The organism is Halolamina sediminis, assembly GCF_001282785.1.
In the GTDB taxonomy this organism is placed as follows: Archaea; Halobacteriota; Halobacteria; order Halobacteriales; family Haloferacaceae; genus Halolamina; species Halolamina sediminis.
In genome coordinates, this window is the sequence record NZ_CVUA01000001.1 from 149,557 (window position 1) to 170,750 (window position 21,194).

Sequence of the window (21,194 nt, forward strand, 5' to 3'; positions counted from 1 at the left end):
GCGATGACGGAGGACGCCGTGTCGTTTTCGTTCTCGGACGGCGAGCTGACGGTCTGTGACGAGGCCGGCGGCGGCGAGATGGCCCTCTCCGTCGACGGCGACGCGTCCCCGATGCCCGCGACCGACGCGTGGTTCGACGTGCCGGTCGACGACGCGGTGGGTCTGGAGACCTCGTCGATCGAACTCTACGATACTGCCGCCGAGATCCGCCGTCCCGATGGCGAGCACTACGGAGGGGTCACTGATGGCGAGTTCACGATTGTCGGCGGGACGTACATCGACGTCTCGGCCGTGCTCAAACTCCTGGTTTACGTCGACGGCGAGATGACCGGGCGGCTGACCGGCAGTAGCGAGAACCCCGATTCGTTACTTCTGACTGCCGAGGAGCCGACGCGAGTCGTCGTCGGTGCCCGGTCGTTCCACGAAGACCCCGTCGCGACGATGACGGTGACCGAGGATCCCGAGGACTTGATGACGGCGGCGTCGTACCTCGGCTCCGCGATCAAGGAGTGGTCCGCCGAGCGCTCGTGGCCGACGCTCCGGGGCCACCCCCCAGCGATCGAACGCGGCGACGAACTGCACATTCCCGACAGCCTCTCGCGTCCCGATACGGACGTGACCGTCGCCGTCCCACGGGATATGGCGGAGATCATTCGCGTGACACCGCTCGCCCACTACTTCGGCGCCGACGTGGTGCCCGGCGATCGTGCGGAGCTCCGACTGGGAGACCAGTACGTCGAACCGCTAGGGGCGGGCACGGAACTGGAGCAGTCGGTCGACGATCTCCTCGGCCACGCGCTCGTCCTCGACAGCCTCGTCCGCATCGGCGGCTACTACTCGATACCCCGGTACGAGTACGACGAGCTCGGGCCCGAACTCCCCTTCTACCCGCCGGAGCTGTACGACGAGCCGATCCACCGACAGCTACTCGAGTACCTCGAAGTGTCGTTCGAGACCGTCCGTCCGTACGTCCCCGACTGGCCGGCAGTCGGAACGCTCCGCCCGACGGCGAGTGACGCCGAGGCGGTACCGTATCTGCTGAACACGCTGGCCCGCGTCCACGTCACGGGAGACGGTATCCCCCGGACGGTTCCTGAAGCTGGGGGGCCAGTTCATCTCTCGACCAGTCCCGAGGTTCCTCGGCACGTCGCCGCGATCCCCCCCGCGGCCCGCGAGCGCGCGAGCGCTCACGAGTACGTCCCGTCGACCGGCGCCTCGGTGCTGTTCGTCGGGAACGACCGCCCGGAACAGGATCAGTTCGCCAGGGTCGACTGGGAACGGTTCGAGATCGACGACGCCCCGACTACTGAGTACCGATCCTCGGTCACCCGAGACGAACTCCGCGCGCTGCTCCGGGAGCCGTACGCCCACGTCCACTACGGGAACGGCGTCACTGGGTCGGGGTTCGTCTGTGACGACGGCGTGCTCGCGTTCGACGAACTCCCCGACGGCACCGTCGGCTCCGTGACGTTCCAGTGGGGACAACCGTCGACGACGGAGCTCACGGGCCTGCACGACGCGGTTTCGATCGCCTGTCTCACCGACGAGCCGCTCTCATTCGAGGCCGCACAGGAGCTCGCGGTGTACCTCGCGCTCGGTCGCTCGGTCGCGACCAGCGCCCACCTCGCCGGGGTCGACGGGGTCCGGTATCTCGGCGACCCCACGCTGCCGGTCGCACGCCGGTCCGCCGGTTACCCCCCATTTATCATCCGTATCGAGCACGTCGACTCCGACGAGTACCGCGTCTCGATCCAACTCGAAACCCGCGAGCACGACCCGATCGGCCGTGTCTCCAACCTCCGGTTCCAAAAGGCGTCGGACAGCTACCGGCTCACGGGGACCCGACAGGAGTTCACAGAGTCACTCACTCGCGAGGAGCTGGACTCCTTCCTCGCCCACGGCGGAATCTTCCGGTTCGACTGGTGTTCGGCGGCCGAGCAGACGCCGGCCGTGCCCGACGACGTGCTCCCGCGGTAGCCCGCTTCCGAGGGAGACTTACCACGGCACGCCCAACACCGACTATGCGACCGCTCCTCCTCGTCGCGCTGCTCTCGCTGGTCGTCGCGCCCGCGGCGGGCGCCGGGACTGCCGCGGCGTCGGCGCCGGCAGCCCAGACCGACACCACGCTATCGGGCACCGTCAGCTACCTGAACGGCACCGCCGTCGCGGACGCGACGGTGATCGTCGGCAGCGAGGCCCGCCTCGGTAACGCTTCCGAGGCCGAACTCCGCGAGATCGCGGCCGACCCGCCCGACGACGTCGTCACGGCGACGACCAACGACTCCGGCGGCTACGAGCTGACCGTCCCCGGCGAAATCGACGCCGAGGTCGTCGTCGCCGTCGCCGACGGCGGCGCGAGCCCGGCCCGGAGCTACGTCGCCGGCGAGATGGATCTCACCGTCCGCACGACTGCGACGCTCTCTTTCGAGCCGGGCGAGGTGACCGCCGAGCCCGGGGAACGCGTCTACGTGCCGTTCTCACTGACCAACACCGGCGACCAGCCGGTCGAGGGGCTCTCGCTCTCGCTGACGCTGCCCCAGGGGTGGAACCACGTCTCGGCGAGCTCCGAGACTGGGACGTACCACCAGAGCAACCGCACGTTCACCTGGGGGGCCGTCGAGCCCGGAGAGAGTGTCGAGGCGGAGTTCCGGATCTTCGTCGGGCTGAACGCGATCAACGACTCGGCCCAGACGTACGAGCTCGCGTCGTTCGCCGATAGTGAGACCCACCCGATCCGGGTGCCCGCGGCGGCGGTCACCGTCCGCTACCCGACCGAGGCGACGCAGGCGGACATCCCCGGCTTCGGCTCGACGACCGCGATCGCGGCGATCGCCGCCCTCGCCGGCGCGGCCGCCCTCGCCCGGCGGGACTGACCGAGCGTTCGACCGACCTGCTTTTCCTCGCTCCGCTCCGACCGCTGGCCGTGCGGGAGTTCACCCCGGAGTATCTCGACCACACGCGCCGCGGGATGTGGGAGTCGACCGCGGCGCTCTCGCCGCTCGACCTCGGGAACCGCGAGCGCGTCCTCGACGTGGGCTGTGGCACGGGCGAACTCGCTCGTGTGCTCGCCGCCGAGATTCCCGGCGAGGTCGTCGGCGTCGACGCCGACACGGAGCTACTGAAAGTCGCCCGCGAGCGGACCGACATCCCGACGATCGCCGGCGACGCGACGCGGCTGCCGCTCCGTGACGACGCGGTCGACCTCGCGGTCTGTCAGGCGCTCCTGATCAACCTCCCCGACCCCGCCGCCGCAGTACGGGAGTTTTCCCGCGTCTCCTCCGACCTCGTTGCGGCGATCGAGCCGAACAACGCGGCCGTGGAGGTGTCCTCGACCGTCGACGCCGAGGAGCGACTGGAGCGGGAGGTGCGGGAGGCGTATCTCGCGGGCGTCGAGACGGACGTGGCGATGGGCGAGCGCGTGGCCGACCTGTTCGAGGACGCCGGGCTGGAGCTGGTCGACCGGCGCACGTACCGCCACGAGAAGCTGGTCGAACCCCCCTACAGCCAGCCGGCGATGGAGAGCGCCGCCCGGAAGGCCAGCGGCGCGGGGATCGCCGAACACGAGCGGGAGCTTCGCAACGCGGGTGCGGACTACGACGAGCTCCGGGCCGCGTGGCGCGAGATGGGCCGGGCCGTCGTCGACGAGATGGGGGAGAAGCAGTACCGTCGGCGTGAGGTGGTGCCGTTCGAGGTGACGGTCGGCCGGGTCTGAGCCGCGTCCCCGGCTATTTTCACCCATCCCGCGGAAGCTACCCTCTGAATGCCCTCCCGAATCAGCGAGATCGTGTTCAGTGAACCGTCCGGACGCGTCCACTCGATCGTCATGTTCGTCAGCGCCATCTTCTTCGTCGGGTTCTACGCGTACACCCACGCCGACACCTCGGCGGAGTGGCTCCTCGTCATGGCGGCCGGGAACGTGCTCTCCGGGATCGCGGAGTCGCTCCCGGCGGACCGACGGCGCGCGGCCGGCGCCTTCCGGATCGCGGCGGTCTCGGTGCTCCTCTGTCTGTTGATCGCGATGGTGGTCGCGCCCGAGCTCGTCGTCGGGTAGCGCTCCACCGGCCTCCTACACGGCCTCCATCGACGCCAGCAGTCGACACTTCCGACAGACGTCCGCCGAGGTCGTCGACCCGCACTCCTCGCACTCGCCCAACTCACCGTCCTCGTCGCCGCCGTACGCCTCGGCGGCCAGCTCGGCCAGCTCCTCGTACCCCGACATGATCGAGTGGCGCGTCCCGGGGTGGTTCTCCTCCAACTTCAGCAGGAGCTCCTGTATCTCCCCGCGGTACGCCTCGCTGGCGTGGGGGCACTCGGTGATGTGGGCCGGCAGGTCGTTCACGTGGGCGTACAGCGCTACCTCCTTCTCGGGGATGTCCCGCAGTGGCTTCGCCCGCGGGACGAACGAGTCGCTCTCCTCGCGGTCGTCGAAGCCACCGATCGAGGCGTCGAAGTGTTTGGCGACCTGCTTCACGTCGCCCTCGAGGAAGTTCATCAGCGCCGTCTGGGCCTCGTCGTCGAGGTTGTGCCCCGTCAGCAGCTTGTCGGCGCCCAGTTTCTCGGCGTACTCCTCCAGCAGGTCCCGCCGGAACACGCCGCAGTACGCGCAGGGGGCCATGTTCTCGGGGTCGTCCTCGACCACGTCGTCCATCCGCACCCCGAACTCCTCCTCGTAGCCGACGACCTCGTGGGCGATTTCCAGTTCCTCGGTCAGCTCCTCGCTGGCGGCGAGGGATTCGTCGCGGTACCCCTCGATCCCCTCGTGGATCGACAGCGCAACCAGTTCGATCCGAGGGTCCTCGCCGAACGTCTCCGCGAGGATCTCCGTCAACACCACCGAGTCCTTCCCCCCGGAGAGCCCGATCACCCAGGTTTCGGGATCGTCGGGCGTCGCCTCGCGGGAAACGAGGCTGTCCTCGCGTACCCGGCGGCGGACCCGCTTCTCGACCGACCGCGTGAAGTGTTCCTCACAGAGATGCGCCCCGGAGTAGGCGGCGTGCATCACCGCCTCGGAGCCGCAGCGGTCACAGTCCATTTGCCGGCGGTAGCCGACCGCCGGGGATACGGGTTTCGCTCGGCGGGGCCGTCGCCGACTCGGCGGTCGTCCCGCCCCATCGACGCCGGACAGCGGTCCGTGGCGCGAGCGGAACCCCGATTTCGCTTTGGTTTCCAAAATCCGGGGGCCCTCTTACATTGGCTACGAAGGCGCAAACGCACTAAGTGGGGAGCCCCTATACGTAGATAGTCATGGATACGCGCACAGCACAACTGAACGTCACGGGGATGTCCTGCGCCAACTGTTCGGCGACGGTTGGCGAGTCGCTGGACGAACTCGACGGCGTCGTCGAGGCGAACGTCAACTACGCCACCGACGAGGGGAGCGTCGAGTACGACCCCGCGGAGGTATCGCTCGGGGAGATCTACGACGCCGTCGAGGCGGCCGGCTACGGCGTCGTCTCGGAGACGGCGACGATCGCCATCTCCGACATGTCGTGTGCGAACTGCGCCGAGGCCAACGAGGACGCGCTGGAGGGTGTGCCCGGCGTCGTCGACGCCGAGGTGAACTACGCGACCGACGAGGCGCAGGTCACCTACAACCCCGAGGACGCCTCGCTCGAAGCGATGTACGACGCGATCGAGGACGCGGGGTACTCGCCCGTTCGTGAGGACGGCGACGACGAGGGCGAGTCCGCCCGCGACGCCGCCCGCAACGAGGAGATCCGCAAACAGCTCCGGCTGACGCTGTTCGGCGCCGCGCTGTCGGCGCCGCTGCTGTTCTTCCTGTTCGAGCACTTCCTCTTCGACAGCTTACTCGCCGACTCCCTGTTCGGGGTGTCGCTGGAGTGGGTGATGTTCGGGCTCGCGACGCCCGTGCAGGTCGTGCTCGGCCGGCCGTTCTACAGGAACTCCTACAACGCGCTCGTCACGAACGGCCGCGCCAACATGGACGTGCTGATCGCACTCGGCTCGTCGACGGCGTACGTCTACTCCGTCGCGGCGCTGCTTGACCTGATCGCGGGGAGCCTCTACTTCGACACCGCGGCGCTGATCCTCGTGTTCATCACGCTCGGGAACTACCTCGAAGCCCGCTCGAAAGGGCAGGCTGGCGAGGCGCTGCGGACGCTGTTGGAGATGGAGGCCGACACCGCTACGATCGTCGACGAGGACGGGAACGAGCAGGAGATCCCCCTCGAAGACGTCGAGGTGGGCGACCGCATGAAGGTCCGGCCGGGCGAGCAGATCCCCACCGACGGCGTGGTCGTCGACGGACAATCTGCCGTCGACGAGTCGATGGTGACGGGGGAGTCCGTCCCCGTCGAGAAGACCGAGGGCGACGAGGTCGTCGGCTCGACCATCAACGAGAACGGCGTGCTGGTCGTCGAGGCAACGAAGGTCGGCGCGGACACGGCGCTCCAGCAGATCGTCCGGACGGTGAAGGAGGCCCAGTCCCGCCAGCCCGACATCCAGAACCTCGCGGACCGGATCTCCGCGTACTTCGTGCCAGCGGTGATCGGCAACGCCCTGTTCTGGGGCGCCATCTGGTACCTGTTCCCCGGGACGCTCGCGGGCCTCGTGAATGCGCTCCCGCTGTGGGGGCTGGTCGCCGGTGGCCCGGCGATCGCCGGCGGCACCGTCTCGGTGTTCGAGTTCGCGATCGTCGTGTTCGCGTCGGCGGTGCTGATCGCCTGCCCCTGTGCGCTGGGGCTCGCGACGCCCGCGGCGACGATGGTCGGGACGACGATCGGCGCCCAGAACGGCGTCCTGTTCAAGGGCGGCGACGTGCTCGAACGCGCGAAGGACGTCGACACGGTCGTCTTCGACAAGACCGGGACGCTCACCGAGGGCGAGATGGAGCTCACCGACGTGGTGGTGTTCGACGAGGCCCGAGCGGACGGCGACGCTGCGACCGACGGCGGCCAGTTGGCTGAACGCGAGCGCCTCGACGAGGACGACGTGCTCCGGCTCGCGGCGACGGCCGAGAGCGGCAGCGAGCACCCCCTGGCCCGGGCTATCGTCGACGGCGCCGAGGAACGCGGCATCGAGGTCGGCTCGCCCGAGAGCTTCGAGAACGTTCCCGGCCACGGCATCCGGGCGACGGTCGACGGTAGCGAAGTGCTGGTCGGCAACCGGAAGCTGCTCCGCGAGCACGGCGTCGATCCCGACCCCGCCGCGGAGACGATGGAACGCCTCGAAGGGGATGGGAAGACGGCGATGCTGGTCGCGTTGCGCGGTTCGGAGCGAAGCGAGAACCGCGATGCGAGCGGCGACCAGCCGCGAGCCGAGGGCGATCTGGTCGGCGTCGTCGCCGACGCCGACACGGTGAAAGAGAGCGCGAAGTCGGCCGTGAGCCAACTTCGCGGCCGTGGCATCGACGTGATGCTGCTCACCGGCGACAACGAGCGGACCGCCCGTGCGGTCGCCGAGCAGGTGGGTATCGACCCCGACAACGTCCGTGCGGAGGTGCTGCCCGAGGACAAGTCCGACGCCGTCGAAGCGATCCAGGAGCAGGACCGGAAGGCGATGATGGTCGGCGACGGCGTCAACGACGCCCCCGCGCTCGCGGTCGCGTACGTCGGGACCGCGATCGGTTCGGGGACGGACGTGGCGATCGAGGCCGCCGACGTGACGCTGATGCGCGACGATCCTGTGGACGTGGTGAAGGCGATCCGCATCTCGGACGCGACGCTGCAGAAGATCAAGCAGAACCTCGTCTGGGCGCTCGGCTACAACACGGCGATGATCCCGCTGGCCTCGCTGGGGCTGCTCCAGCCGGTGCTCGCCGCGGGCGCGATGGCGATCTCCAGCGTGTCGGTACTGACGAACAGCCTGCTGTTCCGCCAGTACGACCCCGAGGAGGACTACGAACTGCTCGGCGGGCTTCGATAGGCGGCGCCCCTCCGACGTTCCTGCGGGCGCCGACCGGACGACCGTCTACGCGGGAGGGTCGGCGTCGTCGCCGAACCCAGCTCCGTACGACTCGACGACCTCCGTGACGGTGACCTCGTACGCGTCGTACCACTCCGTCCATCGCTGTTTCGCGCGTTCGTGGACTGGCTCCGCGCCGAACGAACTGAGCGCGTCCAGCGACTCCCAGTAGTAGACGACGAGAACTTCCTCACTCTCGGGGGCGTGCCACGTCCGCTTGCCGAGATACCCTTCGGTATCCTCGGTGGCCGCCTGTATCGCGCCGTTCAGGCTGTGGAACTCCTCGTCGTACTCACCCGGATCGAGGCGAAACGTGACGAGATACACTACCACGGTTCTCGCGATCACGCGAGCAAGACGCTTTCCCTCGGCGCTGCCGGGCGCAGTCGCTCCTTGCCGTCTATGGTTTCGAAAAATTGGGCGTGTGGCCGATTCCGGCCGAAGAAGCCGCAGAAGCGTCGATTACCGCCGTCGGCCGTCGCGTTCGACGCCCGTTCAGGCGGCGCTGGCGGTCGGTCCCGTCTCCGCAGCCTGCAGCAGTTCCTGGTAGCGGTTCCGGATCGTGACCTCGCTCATGTCCGTCGCCGCGCTGACCTCGCTCTGGGTGAGCGCGTTGTTGGTCAGCACGCCCGCGGCGTAGATCGCGGCTGCGGCCAGCCCCACGGGCGACTTGCCCGAGTGGACGTTCTGGCGCTTGGCGGTCTCGAGCAGTTCCCGGGCGCGGCGCTCGGTCTCGTCGTCGAGTTCGAGGTCGCTCGCGAACCGCGGGAGGTACTCAAGCGGGTCCGCGGGCTGGACCTCGAGCTTCAACTCCCGCACGATGTAGCGGTAGGCGCGCTTGAACGTCGCCTGATCGACGCGGGAGACGGCGCTCATCTCGTCGAGGCTGCGGGGGACGTTCCCCATCCGGGCCGCAGCGTGGAGGCTCGCGGTCGAGATCCCCTCGATCGAGCGGCCGGGCAGCAGGTCCTTGTCGAGCGCCTGTCGGTAGATCACCGACGCGGTCTCGCGGACGTTTTCCGGCAACCCGAGCGCGGAGGCCATGCGGTCGATCTCGCCCAGCGCCTGCTTGAGGTTGCGCTCCTTGTGGTCGCGGGTGCGGAACCGCTCGTTCCAGGTCCGCAGCCGCTGCATCTTCTCACGCTGGCTGGCCGACAGCTGGTTGCCGTAGGCGTCCTTGTTCTGCCAGCCGATGTTGGTCGACAGGCCGTCGTCGTGCATCATCTTCGTCGTCGGCGCACCGACGCGGGACTTCTGGTCCTTCTCGCCGGCGTCGAACGCACGCCACTCGGGGCCGCGGTCGATCGCGTCTTCGTCGACGACGAGGCCACAGTCTGCACAGACCGTCTCGGCCTGTGACTCGTCGGTCTCGAGGTTGCCACCGCACTCGGGGCAGTGGTGCTCCTGCTCGTTCTCTGCCCGCTCGGTCTCGGTTTCGCGGTGGGTCGTGTTGGTGCTCATTGGATTGGAACCGAAGTGATACCCGGCTCGGTACCGGGCTGTCTTCACTCGAGGGTAGGAGAGAAAGAGATATAAACCTTTTGCCCATCTCGAGACGGCTTCTCACCCTGCTACCGTTCGATTTCGGCATGTAGAATCGATACAGACCGACCGATAGCTTCTTACGTGGTATAACCTTGGGTAAGTCTCACACGGACGCCACGCTGGGCGGGGATTCTCGTGCCGATAACGCGGGGAGAATCAGTCGCTCGCGACCTGACAGCCGCCGTCGTAGTCGACGCCCGAGAGGGAGTCGATCCCCTCGTCGCCACAGACCGGGCAGTCGGGGTTCTCGCGGTACGGGACGGTCTCGAAGCTGAGCTCCCGGGCGTCGTAAAACAGCAGCCGGCCCGAGAGCGTGTCGCCGAGCCCGAGCAGCACCTTCACCGCCTCGGTGGCCTGCAGGCAGCCGACGGTGCCGGGCAGCACCCCCAACACGCCCGTCGTCGCACAGTCCGGCACAGTCCCGGGTTCGGGCGGTTCGGGGAACAGACAGCGGTAGCACGGCCCGTCGGGGGTGAGTGTGGTGATCTGCCCCTCGAACTTGTAGATCGCCCCGTGACAGAGCGGAACGCCCTCGATCTCACACGCGTCGTTGAGCATGTACCGCGTGGGGAAGTTATCGGTGCAGTCGACGACCACGTCGTAGTCGGCGACGAGCTCCCGGGCCTCGTCGGGGGCGATCCGGCGCTCCATCGCGTCGACGTCGACGTCGGGGTTGAGCTCGGCGACGAACTCCGCGGCGCTCTCGGCCTTGGGTCGCCCCACGTCGGCGTCGCGGTGGATGATCTGCCGTTGGAGGTTCGAGCGCTCGACCACGTCGTCGTCGACGATGCCGAGGTGGCCCACGCCCGCGGCCGCGAGGTACTGGATCACCGGCGCGCCGAGGCCGCCGGCGCCGACGACCAGCGCGCTGCCCTCGAGCAGGCGCTTCTGCCCCTCCGGCCCCACGTCCTCGAGGATGATGTGTCGGGAGTAGCGGTCGAGTTGGGTGGCGTCGAGCGAGAGGTCGGTCATGGGCCGTACTGGGGCCCGGCCGGCCATAAGGTCACGGCCCGCGGCCCGCGCGATGTCTGTCGCTGCCGTAGCGCCCTTCCCGCCGGCGCCCCACGTTCCCGTATGGTTACGACAGACCGCTACTTCCTCGCGGAGCGACCCGACGGTATGCCCGACGACGACACCTTCGACCGACGGACGGTCGAGCTCGGCGATCCCGCTGCCGGCGAGGTGCTCGTGAAGCTCCGCTACCTCTCGGTCGACCCGTACATGCGCGGCCGGATGGACGCCGGCGAGTCCTACGCCGAGCCGTGGGAAGTGGACGAGCCGCTCGAAGGCGCCGCAGTCGGAGAAGTCGTCGACGAGACGGGGACGGAGTTCGCGGCCGGCGACACCGTCGTCGGCAACATGTCCTGGTCGGAGTACCACCTCGCGAACGCGGACGGCCTCCAGCGAATCGAGACCGGCGCGCTCCCGGTGTCGACCGCGCTGGGCGTGCTGGGTATGCCGGGCCGGACGGCGTACTTCGGCACGCGCGAGGTGCTCGAACCCCGCGCCGGCGACACGGTGGTCGTCAGCGCCGCCGCCGGCGCGGTCGGCTCGGTGGTCGGCCAGCTCGCCAAGCTGCAGGGCGCCCGCGTCGTCGGCTTCGCGGGCAGCGACGAGAAGTGCGACGTCGTCGAGGAGGAGTTCGGCTTCGACGCCTGCATCAACTACAAAGCGACCGACGACTACGTCGCGGCGCTCGCCGACGCCGCGCCGGAGGGCGTCGACGGCTACTTCGATAACGTCGGCGGCCCGATCACCGACGCCGTGTTCAGCCACCTCAACGTCGACGCCCGCGTCGCGGTCTGTGGGCAGATCGCACTGTACAACGCCGAGGAGATGCCCACCGGGCCACGGAAGCTGGGGAAGCTGATCGAGACGCGGGCCCGCGTGCAGGGGCTGCTCGTCCAGGACTTCGCGCCGCGGTTCGAGCAGGCGACCGCAGATCTGGCTGAGTGGGTCGCCGCCGGCGAGATCGAGTACCGCGAGACGGTGACCGAGGGGCTGGAGAACGCCCCCGACGCCTTCTTGGGGCTGTTCGAGGGCGAGAACGTCGGGAAGCAGGTGGTGAAAGTCGGGAACTAGGGTGGTGTTTCGGTAGCCGTCGGCACAACGACCGCCGCAAACGCGACCGCGGAGTGAGCTCGACCACTTGCGACCGCACCGCCCCGCACAGCCCTCGTGCCTCCCCAGCCGACTCGCTCCCTACAGTCGCTCGTCCCTCGCGCTCGGGTCGCGCACGGAGGCGCGACCGTTTCGCGCCGACCGCACAGCAGCAGCTACTCGGTCTGCATCGAAAGAAAACGGACCGGTGATTGCTGTTACTTCCCGCCGCGGTCGCCCGACGCCACGCTCGGTCGGACCTTCTCCGCACCCTTGCCTCGGGTGCGCAGCCCGCGGTTGGACTTGCCGGCGTTGGTGAGGCCGCGGAACGCGCGGCCGGTCTGGGAGTCGTCGCAGATCCAGTTGAGGTCGTCGTCGTTCTGGATCGCGGCGTGTTCGGGGTCCACGAGGATCGCCTCGAACCACTTCTGGGAGCCGTCCTCACCGACCCAGTAGGAGTTCATCACGCGGAGGTTCGGGTACTTCCGGGTCGCGCGCTCCTCGGCGATCCGCTGGATCGAGGTCCGGCGGCCGAGGCGGTTGACGCCCTGGCGCTTCGAACGACGGCCGGCCTTGTGTCGGCGCTTGCGCGCGCCGCCCTTGCGGACGGCGATGCGGACGACGACGATACCCTGCTTGGCCTTGTAGCCGAGTTCGCGGGCCTTGTCCAGTCGGGTCGGGCGCTCGATGCGCTCGATGGCGCCTTCCTCGCGCCACTCCTGTTTTCGCTGCCACTGCAGCTCGGCGAGCTTGCCGTCGCCGGGCTGCTTCCACGCGTCCTTGATGTGGGAGTAGAAACTTCGTGCCATGGTTCTCTGCGGGCGCTTGCGATTCAGTCGGGCAGTCGGCGGCTCCGCCGCCTTTGGAGGCGCGTCGCACCTCTTCCGACCACATTTCGTCCCGAGCTATCGGGTGCCCGCTGGCGTCCCGTCGACCAGCGAGTTACCCGTGGATATTCGGGATTCGGTGGTAAGGGTTTCGAAGCGCCCCGACTCCGGGTCTTCGGGGTCGAGCGAGAAACGCCGACCGATGCCGAGAAGCGAGTTTAGACGCCCGTCTCGTACCGCAGGATGCCCGCGATCCCGCCGAAGGCGTTGAGCAGCTGTTCGCCCTTCTCGAAGTCGGTACTGATGAACTTCGTTTCGGTGCCGCGCTGGTCGGCGATCTCCATCAGGTGATCGACCACGTCCTCCCGCTCCTGCACTTCCGCGGCCTCGCCGCACTCCGAGCACTCGTGGTCGGTCGTGTTGTGCCGGCGCTCGACGGTCTCGTACTCGGTGTGCCCGTTGGGACACTCGTACACCACCACGTCCTCGGTGAGATCTTCCGAGAGCAGCAGGCGGTCGACCGAGCCCATGATGAGGTTCTCCCGGGTCGGCCCGAGGCCGTAGGTCGCTTCGCCGCCGGTGTGGAGGTTCTCGAAGAACTCCTCCATCTGCTCTTTGTCCTCGACGAGCTCCTGATCGGCCAGCGCCTCCTGCCCGGCGTCGACGAGGTCGTAGAGCCCGGACTCGTCGGTGTAGGCGATGTCGAACTTCCCGAGCACCTTGTCCTGCAGCTCGTGGTGGAGGTAGTCGCCGTCGAGGAACTCGTCTTTCGTCGGCGACGGACCCCCGACGAGGATCCCGTCGAGCTCGTGCCGTTTGGGAACCATCAGGTCGTCGGCCATCTCCGCGACCTCCTGATAGAAGTTGTCGATAGCCTCCAGTCGCAGTCGGGCGAAACGCTGGGCGGACTGACCACCTTTGCGCTGCTTGCCCGGGACCAGCGAGGACGCCGACTTGACTGGCTCGACGCGCTTGCCTTTGAGCCAGCCGACGTTGGCCTCCCGCCGGTCGAGCACGATCAGGCCGAACAGGCCGGAGTCGGCCATCATGTGCTCCAGCGGCTCGATCAGGAAGTCCGAGTCACAGTGGTAGCGGAACGACTCGACGGGGTCCGGCGGCGACTCCAGCGTCCGGGTGATCATCTCGGTCTGGCCGCCGCCGGCGTCGATCGCGCCCGAGAAGATCACCATCCCGTTCTCCGGCGGGTAGGTGTCGTAGTAGCGCAGCCGGTCCTTGATCGACGTGAGGGCGTCCTGCACGTTCGTCCGTGTCTGCTTGGACTTGATGTTGGCCGCCTCGGAGTGCTCCTGGGTCACGTGAGCGACCACGTCGGAGATCTGGCGGTCCTCGGGAATGTAGATGGTGACGAGCTGCGTTCCTGATCCCTCGAACTCCTCCAGCTCCTCGAGCACCTTGCGGAACTCGTACTTCCGCCGGTCCTCGCTGGTCGCTTCTGCGTCGGTACTCATTAATGCAGGATAGGCGCTATCGCGTGTAAGTACCTGTTGACTGTTCGTGTAGCGGTTTCACACCCTGGGCGTCGACGATCGACCCGCTGAGCGGCGTCGAGACCCCCCGATGTCACCGAGCGTTACATCGACTCCGGCGCGGCGACGCCGAGCACGTCGAGCGCGTTCCCGACCGTGTGGGCGGCCGCAGCCACGAGTGCCAGCCGCGCGTCCCGCAGTTCCTCGCTCTCGGCTTCGAGCACCGGACACTCCCGGTAGAACGCGTTGAACCGCTCGGCGAACGTCCGAGTGTAGGTGGCGACGCGGTGCGGTTCGAGATCCTCGGCGGCGCCCTCGACCACGGCGGGGAACCGGGCGATCGTCCGGAGGAGGTCGCGCTCCTCGGGCGTGTCGAGCAGGTCGCCGTCGACGGCGGCGGGAACCGACTCGCCGTCGAGGATCCCGCGACAGCGCGCGTGGACGTACTGGACGTACGGCGCCGACTGCGCCTCGAAGTCGAGCGCGCGCTCCCACTCGAAGGTGATCGCCTTGCTCGGCTGCTTGGCGACGATGTCGTAGCGGACGGCGCCGATTCCGACCTGTCGGGCGATGCGCTCGACGTCCTCCTCACCGAGTTCGTCCTCGCGGATGCGGTCGTCCATGCGGTCCTCGACCTCCTCGCGGGCGCGGGCGACGGCCTCGTCCAGCAGGTCATCGAGATCGACCCCTGTCCCCTCGCGGGTGCTCATCCCCTCGCCGCCGGGGAGGTTCACCCACGAGAAGAACACCTGATCCAGCTGGTCGGTGTCGTGATCGAGCAGTTCGAGCGTCTCGCGGAGCTGAGAGAACGTGAGCTTGTGGTCCTCGCCGACGACGGTGACTGCCCGGTCGTAGTTCTCGAACTTCCACTCGTGGTGGGCGAGGTCGCGGGTGGTGTACAGCGTCGTCCCGTCCGAGCGCAGGAACACGAAGTTCTTGTCGATGCCGTGCGCGGAGAGGTCGAGCTGCCACGCCTCCTCCTCGTACTCCGCCTCCTCGAGCGCCTGCAGGCGTTCGACCACGTCGTCGGTGGCGCCGGAGCGCATGAACCGCGTCTCCTTGACGAACTCGTCGAACTCGGCGGGCAGCCGCGAGAGCGTCTGGGTCATCCCCTCGAGCACCGTGTCGACCACCTCGCTCACGCGCTCGTACGTCTCGTCGTCGCCGTCCTCGAGCCCCTGCATGATGGACTCGATCTCCTCCTCGGCGGCCGCCGTGGCGGCCTCGTCCGCTTCCTCGAGGTAGCTGTTCCCCTTCCGGTAGTAGCGGACGAGCTCGTAGTCGGGCTTCTCGCGTTCGGGTTCGGGCAGCTCGCTCTCGTCGAACGTCTCGTACGCCCACGTGAACACCGCGACCTGCCGGCCGGCGTCGTTGACGTAGTAGTGTCGTTCGACGTCGTAGCCGGCGTAGTCGAGCGCGTTCGCGATCGCGTCGCCGATGATGGGGTTGCGCGCGCGGCCGACGTGGACCGGGCCGGTCGGGTTCGCGGAGGTGTGTTCGACGACGACCGACTCGCCCGTCGGCGGGCGCTGGCCGTACGCCTCGTCGCCGGCGGCGGCGAGCGTGTCCTCGTAGTACGACTCGTCCGGCGCGAAGTTGAGGTACGGCCCCTGCGTCGTGATCTCGCCGACGTACTCGTACTCGTCGGGGTCGATCTCCGCGGCCACCTCGGCGGCGACCGCCGGCGGCGGCGCGCCCACCTCGCTCGCGAGCCGGAACGCGACGCTGGAGGCGAGCACCGCGTCGACGTCCGCCGGCGGCTCCTCGATCCCGAGGTCGTCGGTCGGCAGGTCGCGCGCGGCCAGCGCGGCCGCGACCGCGTCCTCGACCGCCGACCGGAACTCGATGAACATGGGCGACCGTTCCGCCCGGTGAATAAAGGGGCTTCCGAACCGTTCGGCCGGGGGAGCGCCGATAGAGCAGCGCGCTCCCGTCACGGTTCTGCACCGCACCGCATCCAGTATCGTTAAGCATCTCGATACTGAACTTCATCCCATGCAAGAGACGACTGCGGGGGTCGACGCCGCCGAGGTGGCGGCGCTGAAGGAGATCGCGCTGTCCGGCGGCGTCGACGGCGAGCGGAAGGTGTCGTGTGCGGCGTTGGGCGAGCGCCTCGACGCGTCGAGTCAGACCGCTTCGCGGCGGCTCCAGCGGCTGGAGTCGGCGAACCTGATCGAGCGGGAGGTCGTCGCGGACGGGCAGTGGATCTCGCTCACCGCCGACGGGCAGTCCCGGCTCCGCGGGGAGTACGCTGACTACCGCCGGCTGTTCGAGGACGACGCCGCACTGACGCTTTCGGGGACGGTAACCGCCGGCGCCGGCGAGGGACGACACTACATCTCGCTGTCGGGGTACAAGCGCCAGTTCGAGGAGCGACTCGGCTACGAGCCGTATCCGGGCACGCTCAACGTCGACCTCGACGAGCAGAGCACCCGGAACCGGAGCGAGCTCACGGCCGTCGAGGGCGTCCGCATCGACGAGTGGGAGGACGAGGAGCGCACGTACGGCGCCGCGACCTGCTACCCCGCGCGGCTGGACGCCGACGCCGGTAGCGTCGAGCCGGTCCACGTGATCGTCCCCGACCGCACCCACCACGACGAGGATCAGATCGAGCTCATCGCCCCCGAGATGCTCCGCGACGAGCTCGGGCTGGCCGACGGCGACGGGGTCGCCGTGGAGATCGAGTCGGCATGAGTTCGACGACCGACACCGTCGACAGCGTGGCGGCCGCGCGGGCCGCCTTCGCTCGCGGGGAGCCAGTGCTCGTCCACGACGCCGCCGACCGCGAGGGCGAGGTGGACATCGTCTACCCCGCGCAGGCGGTCGACGCCGAGGCGGTCCGCCGGCTGCGAAACGACGCCGGCGGGCTGATCTGTGTCGCGATCACCGACGCGGTCGCCGAGGCGTGGGGGCTGCCGTTCCTCGCGGACGCGCTCGACCACCCCGCCACCGAGGCGGCCCATCTGGACTACGACGACCGCTCGTCGTTCTCGCTCCCGGTGAACCACCGCGAGACGTTCACGGGGATCACCGACGACGACCGCGCGCTGACGATCGGCGAACTGGGCGCGGCCGCCGACGACGCGGCGGCGGGGGCGTTCGACGCCGACGACTTCGCCGACTCGTTCCGCTCGCCCGGTCACGTCACGCTGCTGCGTGGCGCACCGGAACTGCTCGCGGACCGGCAGGGCCACACCGAACTCGGCCTCGCGCTCGCCGCGGCCGCGGACCGCGAGCCCGCGGTGGTGGTGTGTGAGATGCTCGACGGCGAGACCGGGGCTGCGCGCACCCCTGCCGACGCACGCGCTTACGCCGAGCGCGAGGGGCTGACGTACGTCGAGGGGCGGGACCTGCTGGCCCGGCTGGACTGAGACCGCCGTTTCTGACGATTTTAAGACCCCGCCGTCCCCACACCCAGGTATGAGTGCCTTCGAGGAGATGGAGGAGGACGGAACGATCTGGATGAACGGTGAGTACGTCGATTGGGAGGACGCCACGGTTCACGTGCTGAGCCACGCGATGCACTACGGCACGGGGATCTTCGAGGGCGTCCGCGCGTACGACACCGAGGAGGGGACCGCTATCTTCCGCTGGGAGGAACACCTCGACCGGTTCTACAACTCCGCGAAGCCCTACGACATGGAGATCGATTTCTCCCGGGAGGAGCTCACCGAGGCGACGCTCGAAGTCATCCGGCGCAACGACCTCGACTCCGCGTACGTCCGGCCGCTCGCGTACTACGGCTACGATTCGCTGGGCGTCTCGCCCGGCGACTGCCCGACCGACGTGAGCGTCGCCGCATGGCCGTGGGGCGCCTACCTCGGCCAGGAGGCGCTCGAGAACGGCATCAAGGTGGAGGTCTCTTCCTGGCGCAAGCACGCCTCCAGCCAGGTCCCGACCAACGCGAAGACGACCGGGCTGTACGTCAACAGCATGCTGGCCGGCGAGGAGGCCCGTCGCCACGGCGCCGAAGAGGCGATCGTCCTGAACAAGGAGGGCAACGTCGCCGAGGGGCCGGGGGAGAACATCTTCCTCGTACGCGACGACGAGCTGTACACGCCCGGCCTGAGCGAGTCGATCCTCGACGGCATCACCCGGGATACGGTGATTACGCTGGCCGAGGAGCGCGGCTACGAGGTCCACGACAACGTGAGCATCTCCCGCGGCGAGCTGCACACGGCCGACGAGCTGTTCTTCAGCGGCTCGGCTGCCGAGGTGACGCCGATCCGGCAGGTCGACAACATCGAGATCGGTGAGGGCGGCCGCGGCCCGGTGACCGAGGAGCTCCAGAGCGCCTTTTTCGATCTGGTCGAGCGCCGCACCGACGACCACGAGGAGTGGTTCACGTACGTCTAGATCGGCTTCCGACAGCGATCTGCGGGGCAGTCTGATTTTCCGAAAGAACCACACCGCGACCTACCGGAACGACGCCAACTGCTGGCTCCGCCGGCCGATATCGAACGGCGGATCGAGCTCGTCGACCTCCGCCAGCCGTTCCAGCGCCAGCCGAACGTCGACGCCGGCCCGCTCGGCCGCCTCACACAGCTCTTCGATCGCCGCGCGCTCCAGCGCCAGCGAGTCGAGCTTCCCCAGCGCGAGCGCGAACGCGACGCCGCCCTCTCCGGTCGGGAACGACTCGTGGATCGCCGAGAAGTCGGCGTTCTCCGGGGCGGGGGCGTCGGCCATGCCGGCCTCGCTGGCGGCGACGGTCCGCAGACAGACAGAACAGATCGCGCTCTCGGCCGCCGGTGCGTGCTCCCGGAGCGCCGCCGGGGTGGCGAAAGCGACGACGGGAGCGTCACACGCCGGACAGGACACGGCTCAGTCGGCTTTCGGGGACGCGGTCGTCGCGCCCTCGCGCTCGTCGGCCTCGATTTCGGCCTCGTCCTCCTCCTCTTCCTTCTTGGCCTTGATCTTCTTGAGTCGGAAGATCTCCTCGCGCTCCTGCTCCTCGAGCTTCTGCTCGATGTACTCTTGGTTCTCGTACAGCTCGGGCAGGAGCTTGAACTCTAGGGCGTTCACGCGGCGCTTGGTAGTCTCGATCTCTTCGAGCATCTTCTTCATCGCCGTCTCGACCTCGGCCGCGAGGATGATCGAGTCGATGAGCTCCTCGTACGCCTCGGCGGTCTCGTCGATGCGCGCCGAGGAGCCGATCAGCCCGTAGCCGCGCTCGTCGATCGGCTTCCGAACTTTCGAGGCCTCGATCTGGGGCACCACGACGCCCATGATGTTCTTCGACTGGGTCGTGATCTCGGGGTGCTCCTTCAGCGCGGCGGCGGCGCCGCGGACCGCCACGTCGCCCTCCATCGCCCGCGTCATGTCGAGCGTCGCCTGGGCGTCTTGGTAGTCGGCCTCGAGGTCGCTCCGGATGTCCTGGGCCTGATCCAGGATGTCCATGAACTCCATGATGAGGCCGTCACGCTTCTGCTCCAGCGTATCGTGACCCCGCTCGGAGAGTTCGATGCGATCCTCGATCGCCATGAGGTTCTTCCGGGTCGGTTTGACGTCCTCGGCCATTCTTAGGGGTCTCTTCCGGCCGAAGGTGGTTAATAGTTGTTAGTCCCGATCGCGGGCGACCGACGGCTGATCGCGACGGCCAACTGACCCGAAGAGAAACCGACGCCTCAGGTCCCTTCGCGGACGTTCCAGCCCTGCTGCATCTCGTTGTGCTTGCGTTCGAGGAACGAGTAGACGGCACCGTGGGGCGCGCCGTCGAGGATCATCCCGGCCGCGCGCCGGACGGCGTCGATCTCCTCGGGCTCGCCGATGATTCCCAGCGTCGAGCCGTAGATCACCACGTTCGCGCCGGTGAGCTGTTCCATCAGCTCCCGGGTCCGGCCGTCCTCGCCGATGAGTCGACCTTTCTGTCGCTGCAGGTCGTTGTCGTTTCGGGTCTGTTCGGTGAGATCGATCAGGTCGAGCCGTCGCAGATCGCTCTCCAGCAGTCCCAGCGCCGTCTCGGGCTTGAACCCGCGGCCGATCGCCTTCACGATGTCGGGCGCGGCCATCGCGTCGATGGGATCGCCGACCGTCTCGATGCCCACCGACCCGTCCTCGGAGTCGATGTCGAGGCGAACGCCGGCGCGCTCCTCGATCTCCCGCATCGTCTCACCCCCAGAGCCGATGAGGACGCCGATGCGGTCCTGTGGGACCGTTACGTGTTGCATGAGGCGGCTTAGCCGCTGGAGGGTTGTAAGCGTTCCTCGTCGGTCGTTCACGCGGCTCCGTCGGGCTCGCCCGCCGGGTCCGCGTCGGCCTCGGTGACGTACGCCTCCAGCTCGTCGCCCGTCACCTCGAGCCCCTGCCGCGAGAAGAAGGCGGCGACGTTCTCACAGTCGCGTTCGAGGAACTCCCCCGAGTTCGGGTGGTGGACGGTGACGGCCTGCCCCATGTCGATGATCACCAGTTCGCCCTCGTGGACGATCATGTTGTACTCCGAGAGGTCGCCGTGGACGAGGCCGGCGCTGTAGAGCCGGCGCATGTACTCCCGCACCACCTCGTAGGCCTGCTGGGGGTTCTCCACGTCGACCTCTGCCAGCCGCGGGGCGCGGCGCTCGTCGGCCTGCCCGACCAGCTCCATCACGAGCACGTTCCGCTGGACGGCGATCGGTTCGGGCACGCGAACGCCGGCCTTCTCGGCGCGCTTGAGGTTCGCGAACTCCTTGCGGGTCCACGCCAGCACCGTCGCCTTCTTGTTGTCCTCCAGCCCCTCGAACCGCGGGTCGCCCTCGAGGTACTCCCGCATCTGGCGGAAGTCCGAGGCGTTGATCCGGTAGATCTTGACCGCCACGTCGCCCGCCTCCCCCCGGGCCTCGTAGACGTTGGCCTCCTTCCCCGTCGACAGCGGGCCGCCGAAGGCGCCGACGTGGCCGTCCTGCACTAGCTTGTACAGCGCGCCCAGCGTGGCGTCGTCGAAGGCGCCCTGCTCGACTTTGAGGCGTTCGACGTTCTTCAGCCGCTTCCGGAACTCGTCGAACTCCCGGTCCTGGCGTCGGGCGGTGCTGTCCGCTTCGGTGTCGGCGAGCTCGATCTCCTCGAACTCGTCGCCGGGCTCCGCCATCTCCTCGTCGACGAAGCCGTAGTCCTCGCTCATTCACTCGAGGTTGGGCGCCGCGGCGTAAAAGGGTGGTCCGAGCCGATCGCGTTGACGAGAGCCGCAGGCTCTCGTCTGCCAACCAGAAACCTCCGATTTCTGGTGACGTGGACGAGCGGCGCTCGTCCGCCAGCCAGAACGCGGCGCGTTCTGGCGACGTTGTCAGAAGCGGAGCTTCTGACTGCCAGTCGGACGTAGTCCGACGACGGCGCGCGACCT

20 protein-coding genes are annotated in these 21,194 nt (G+C 68.3%); 9 read left to right on the forward strand and 11 right to left on the reverse strand.

Going from position 1 to position 21,194, the window contains the following annotated elements:
• Positions 1–3 precede the first annotated feature (3 nt).
• The 4 genes from BN1959_RS00750 to BN1959_RS00765 are packed head-to-tail and all read left to right on the forward strand — an operon-like array spanning position 4 to position 4,051.
• Positions 4–1,977: a hypothetical protein gene (locus BN1959_RS00750; protein ID WP_053946824.1), complete on the forward strand. Its 1,974-nt coding sequence runs from the start codon at positions 4–6 to the stop codon at positions 1,975–1,977.
• A gap of 44 nt (positions 1,978–2,021) precedes the next feature.
• Positions 2,022–2,873 carry an NEW3 domain-containing protein gene (locus BN1959_RS00755; RefSeq protein WP_053946825.1) on the forward strand — a complete coding sequence of 284 codons (852 nt, stop codon included), beginning with the start codon at positions 2,022–2,024 and terminating at the stop codon, positions 2,871–2,873.
• A gap of 50 nt (positions 2,874–2,923) precedes the next feature.
• Complete coding sequence (locus BN1959_RS00760) at positions 2,924–3,712, forward strand: class I SAM-dependent methyltransferase (RefSeq protein ID WP_053946826.1); 789 nt, start codon at positions 2,924–2,926, stop codon at positions 3,710–3,712.
• Positions 3,713–3,760: 48 nt separating this feature from the next.
• Positions 3,761–4,051 (forward strand): hypothetical protein, encoded by a 291-nt coding sequence (locus BN1959_RS00765; protein ID WP_053946827.1) that lies wholly within the window; start codon positions 3,761–3,763, stop codon positions 4,049–4,051.
• Between the two features lie 15 nt (positions 4,052–4,066).
• Here the strand turns inward: BN1959_RS00765 and ncsA are convergent, their stop codons facing one another.
• Entirely contained in the window at positions 4,067–5,032 is a 966-nt protein-coding gene (ncsA, locus tag BN1959_RS00770) for a tRNA 2-thiolation protein NcsA (RefSeq protein WP_053946828.1), read from the reverse strand.
• Positions 5,033–5,244: 212 nt separating this feature from the next.
• Here ncsA and BN1959_RS00775 point away from each other — a divergent pair, with 212 nt between their 5' ends.
• A complete protein-coding gene (locus tag BN1959_RS00775) occupies positions 5,245–7,884 on the forward strand; it encodes a heavy metal translocating P-type ATPase (RefSeq protein ID WP_053946829.1) in 2,640 nt (879 codons plus the stop codon).
• Positions 7,885–7,929: 45 nt separating this feature from the next.
• Here the strand turns inward: BN1959_RS00775 and BN1959_RS00780 are convergent, their stop codons facing one another.
• From BN1959_RS00780 to ubaA, 3 genes are all read right to left on the reverse strand, one after another.
• Positions 7,930–8,250, reverse strand: coding sequence for an antibiotic biosynthesis monooxygenase family protein (locus BN1959_RS00780; protein ID WP_053946830.1), 321 nt, complete (start codon positions 8,248–8,250; stop codon positions 7,930–7,932).
• 168 nt (positions 8,251–8,418) lie between these two features.
• Positions 8,419–9,384 carry a transcription initiation factor IIB gene (locus tag BN1959_RS00785; RefSeq protein ID WP_053946831.1) on the reverse strand — a complete coding sequence of 322 codons (966 nt, stop codon included), beginning with the start codon at positions 9,382–9,384 and terminating at the stop codon, positions 8,419–8,421.
• A gap of 240 nt (positions 9,385–9,624) precedes the next feature.
• Positions 9,625–10,440 (reverse strand): SAMP-activating enzyme E1, encoded by an 816-nt coding sequence (gene ubaA, locus BN1959_RS00790; protein WP_053946832.1) that lies wholly within the window; start codon positions 10,438–10,440, stop codon positions 9,625–9,627.
• 102 nt (positions 10,441–10,542) lie between these two features.
• Between ubaA and BN1959_RS00795 the strand changes: the two genes are divergently transcribed.
• Complete coding sequence (locus BN1959_RS00795) at positions 10,543–11,550, forward strand: NADP-dependent oxidoreductase (RefSeq protein WP_053946833.1); 1,008 nt, start codon at positions 10,543–10,545, stop codon at positions 11,548–11,550.
• Between the two features lie 236 nt (positions 11,551–11,786).
• On the opposite strand, the gene BN1959_RS00800 is transcribed toward BN1959_RS00795, so the two are convergent.
• From BN1959_RS00800 to argS, 3 genes are all read right to left on the reverse strand, one after another.
• Positions 11,787–12,377, reverse strand: a complete 591-nt coding sequence (locus BN1959_RS00800) for a 50S ribosomal protein L15e (RefSeq protein WP_053946834.1) — start codon at positions 12,375–12,377, stop codon at positions 11,787–11,789.
• Positions 12,378–12,613: 236 nt separating this feature from the next.
• Positions 12,614–13,864: a peptide chain release factor aRF-1 gene (prf1, locus tag BN1959_RS00805; protein ID WP_053946835.1), complete on the reverse strand. Its 1,251-nt coding sequence runs from the start codon at positions 13,862–13,864 to the stop codon at positions 12,614–12,616.
• A 122-nt stretch (positions 13,865–13,986) separates the two neighbouring features.
• Positions 13,987–15,735 carry an arginine--tRNA ligase gene (gene argS, locus BN1959_RS00810; RefSeq protein ID WP_053946836.1) on the reverse strand — a complete coding sequence of 583 codons (1,749 nt, stop codon included), beginning with the start codon at positions 15,733–15,735 and terminating at the stop codon, positions 13,987–13,989.
• Positions 15,736–15,877: 142 nt separating this feature from the next.
• On the opposite strand from argS, the gene BN1959_RS00815 reads away from it, so the two are divergent.
• The 3 genes from BN1959_RS00815 to BN1959_RS00825 are packed head-to-tail and all read left to right on the forward strand — an operon-like array spanning position 15,878 to position 18,238.
• Entirely contained in the window at positions 15,878–16,576 is a 699-nt protein-coding gene (locus tag BN1959_RS00815) for a DUF120 domain-containing protein (protein ID WP_053946837.1), read from the forward strand.
• Positions 16,573–17,253: a 3,4-dihydroxy-2-butanone-4-phosphate synthase gene (ribB, locus tag BN1959_RS00820; protein WP_053946838.1), complete on the forward strand. Its 681-nt coding sequence runs from the start codon at positions 16,573–16,575 to the stop codon at positions 17,251–17,253. The genes BN1959_RS00815 and ribB overlap by 4 nt, the downstream gene beginning before the upstream one ends.
• Positions 17,254–17,302: 49 nt before the next feature.
• Entirely contained in the window at positions 17,303–18,238 is a 936-nt protein-coding gene (locus BN1959_RS00825; RefSeq protein ID WP_053946839.1) for a branched-chain amino acid transaminase, read from the forward strand.
• A gap of 60 nt (positions 18,239–18,298) precedes the next feature.
• Here BN1959_RS00825 and BN1959_RS00830 read toward each other — a convergent pair whose 3' ends face one another.
• The 4 genes from BN1959_RS00830 to rio1 form a co-directional block, all read right to left on the reverse strand.
• Positions 18,299–18,700, reverse strand: coding sequence for a DUF6276 family protein (locus BN1959_RS00830; RefSeq protein ID WP_053946840.1), 402 nt, complete (start codon positions 18,698–18,700; stop codon positions 18,299–18,301).
• A 3-nt stretch (positions 18,701–18,703) separates the two neighbouring features.
• Positions 18,704–19,399: a V-type ATP synthase subunit D gene (locus tag BN1959_RS00835; RefSeq protein ID WP_053946841.1), complete on the reverse strand. Its 696-nt coding sequence runs from the start codon at positions 19,397–19,399 to the stop codon at positions 18,704–18,706.
• Positions 19,400–19,506: 107 nt separating this feature from the next.
• Positions 19,507–20,049, reverse strand: coding sequence for a KH domain-containing protein (locus tag BN1959_RS00840; protein ID WP_053946842.1), 543 nt, complete (start codon positions 20,047–20,049; stop codon positions 19,507–19,509).
• Positions 20,050–20,096: 47 nt separating this feature from the next.
• Complete coding sequence (rio1, locus tag BN1959_RS00845; RefSeq protein WP_053946843.1) at positions 20,097–20,975, reverse strand: serine/threonine-protein kinase Rio1; 879 nt, start codon at positions 20,973–20,975, stop codon at positions 20,097–20,099.
• Positions 20,976–21,194: the final 219 nt, after the last annotated feature.

Coding starts and splice junctions, on each gene's coding strand:
- BN1959_RS00825 (WP_053946839.1), top strand. CDS start 17,303: ATGAGTGCCTTCGAGGAGATGGAGGAGGACGGAACGATCTGGATGAAC.
- prf1 (WP_053946835.1), bottom strand. CDS start 13,864: ATGAGTACCGACGCAGAAGCGACCAGCGAGGACCGGCGGAAGTACGAG.
- argS (WP_053946836.1), bottom strand. CDS start 15,735: ATGTTCATCGAGTTCCGGTCGGCGGTCGAGGACGCGGTCGCGGCCGCG.
- ubaA (WP_053946832.1), bottom strand. CDS start 10,440: ATGACCGACCTCTCGCTCGACGCCACCCAACTCGACCGCTACTCCCGA.
- ribB (WP_053946838.1), top strand. CDS start 16,573: ATGAGTTCGACGACCGACACCGTCGACAGCGTGGCGGCCGCGCGGGCC.
- BN1959_RS00765 (WP_053946827.1), top strand. CDS start 3,761: ATGCCCTCCCGAATCAGCGAGATCGTGTTCAGTGAACCGTCCGGACGC.
- BN1959_RS00835 (WP_053946841.1), bottom strand. CDS start 19,399: ATGGCCGAGGACGTCAAACCGACCCGGAAGAACCTCATGGCGATCGAG.
- rio1 (WP_053946843.1), bottom strand. CDS start 20,975: ATGAGCGAGGACTACGGCTTCGTCGACGAGGAGATGGCGGAGCCCGGC.
- BN1959_RS00750 (WP_053946824.1), top strand. CDS start 4: ATGACGGAGGACGCCGTGTCGTTTTCGTTCTCGGACGGCGAGCTGACG.
- BN1959_RS00775 (WP_053946829.1), top strand. CDS start 5,245: ATGGATACGCGCACAGCACAACTGAACGTCACGGGGATGTCCTGCGCC.
- BN1959_RS00795 (WP_053946833.1), top strand. CDS start 10,543: ATGGTTACGACAGACCGCTACTTCCTCGCGGAGCGACCCGACGGTATG.
- BN1959_RS00755 (WP_053946825.1), top strand. CDS start 2,022: ATGCGACCGCTCCTCCTCGTCGCGCTGCTCTCGCTGGTCGTCGCGCCC.
- BN1959_RS00800 (WP_053946834.1), bottom strand. CDS start 12,377: ATGGCACGAAGTTTCTACTCCCACATCAAGGACGCGTGGAAGCAGCCC.
- ncsA (WP_053946828.1), bottom strand. CDS start 5,032: ATGGACTGTGACCGCTGCGGCTCCGAGGCGGTGATGCACGCCGCCTAC.
- BN1959_RS00815 (WP_053946837.1), top strand. CDS start 15,878: ATGCAAGAGACGACTGCGGGGGTCGACGCCGCCGAGGTGGCGGCGCTG.
- BN1959_RS00840 (WP_053946842.1), bottom strand. CDS start 20,049: ATGCAACACGTAACGGTCCCACAGGACCGCATCGGCGTCCTCATCGGC.
- BN1959_RS00785 (WP_053946831.1), bottom strand. CDS start 9,384: ATGAGCACCAACACGACCCACCGCGAAACCGAGACCGAGCGGGCAGAG.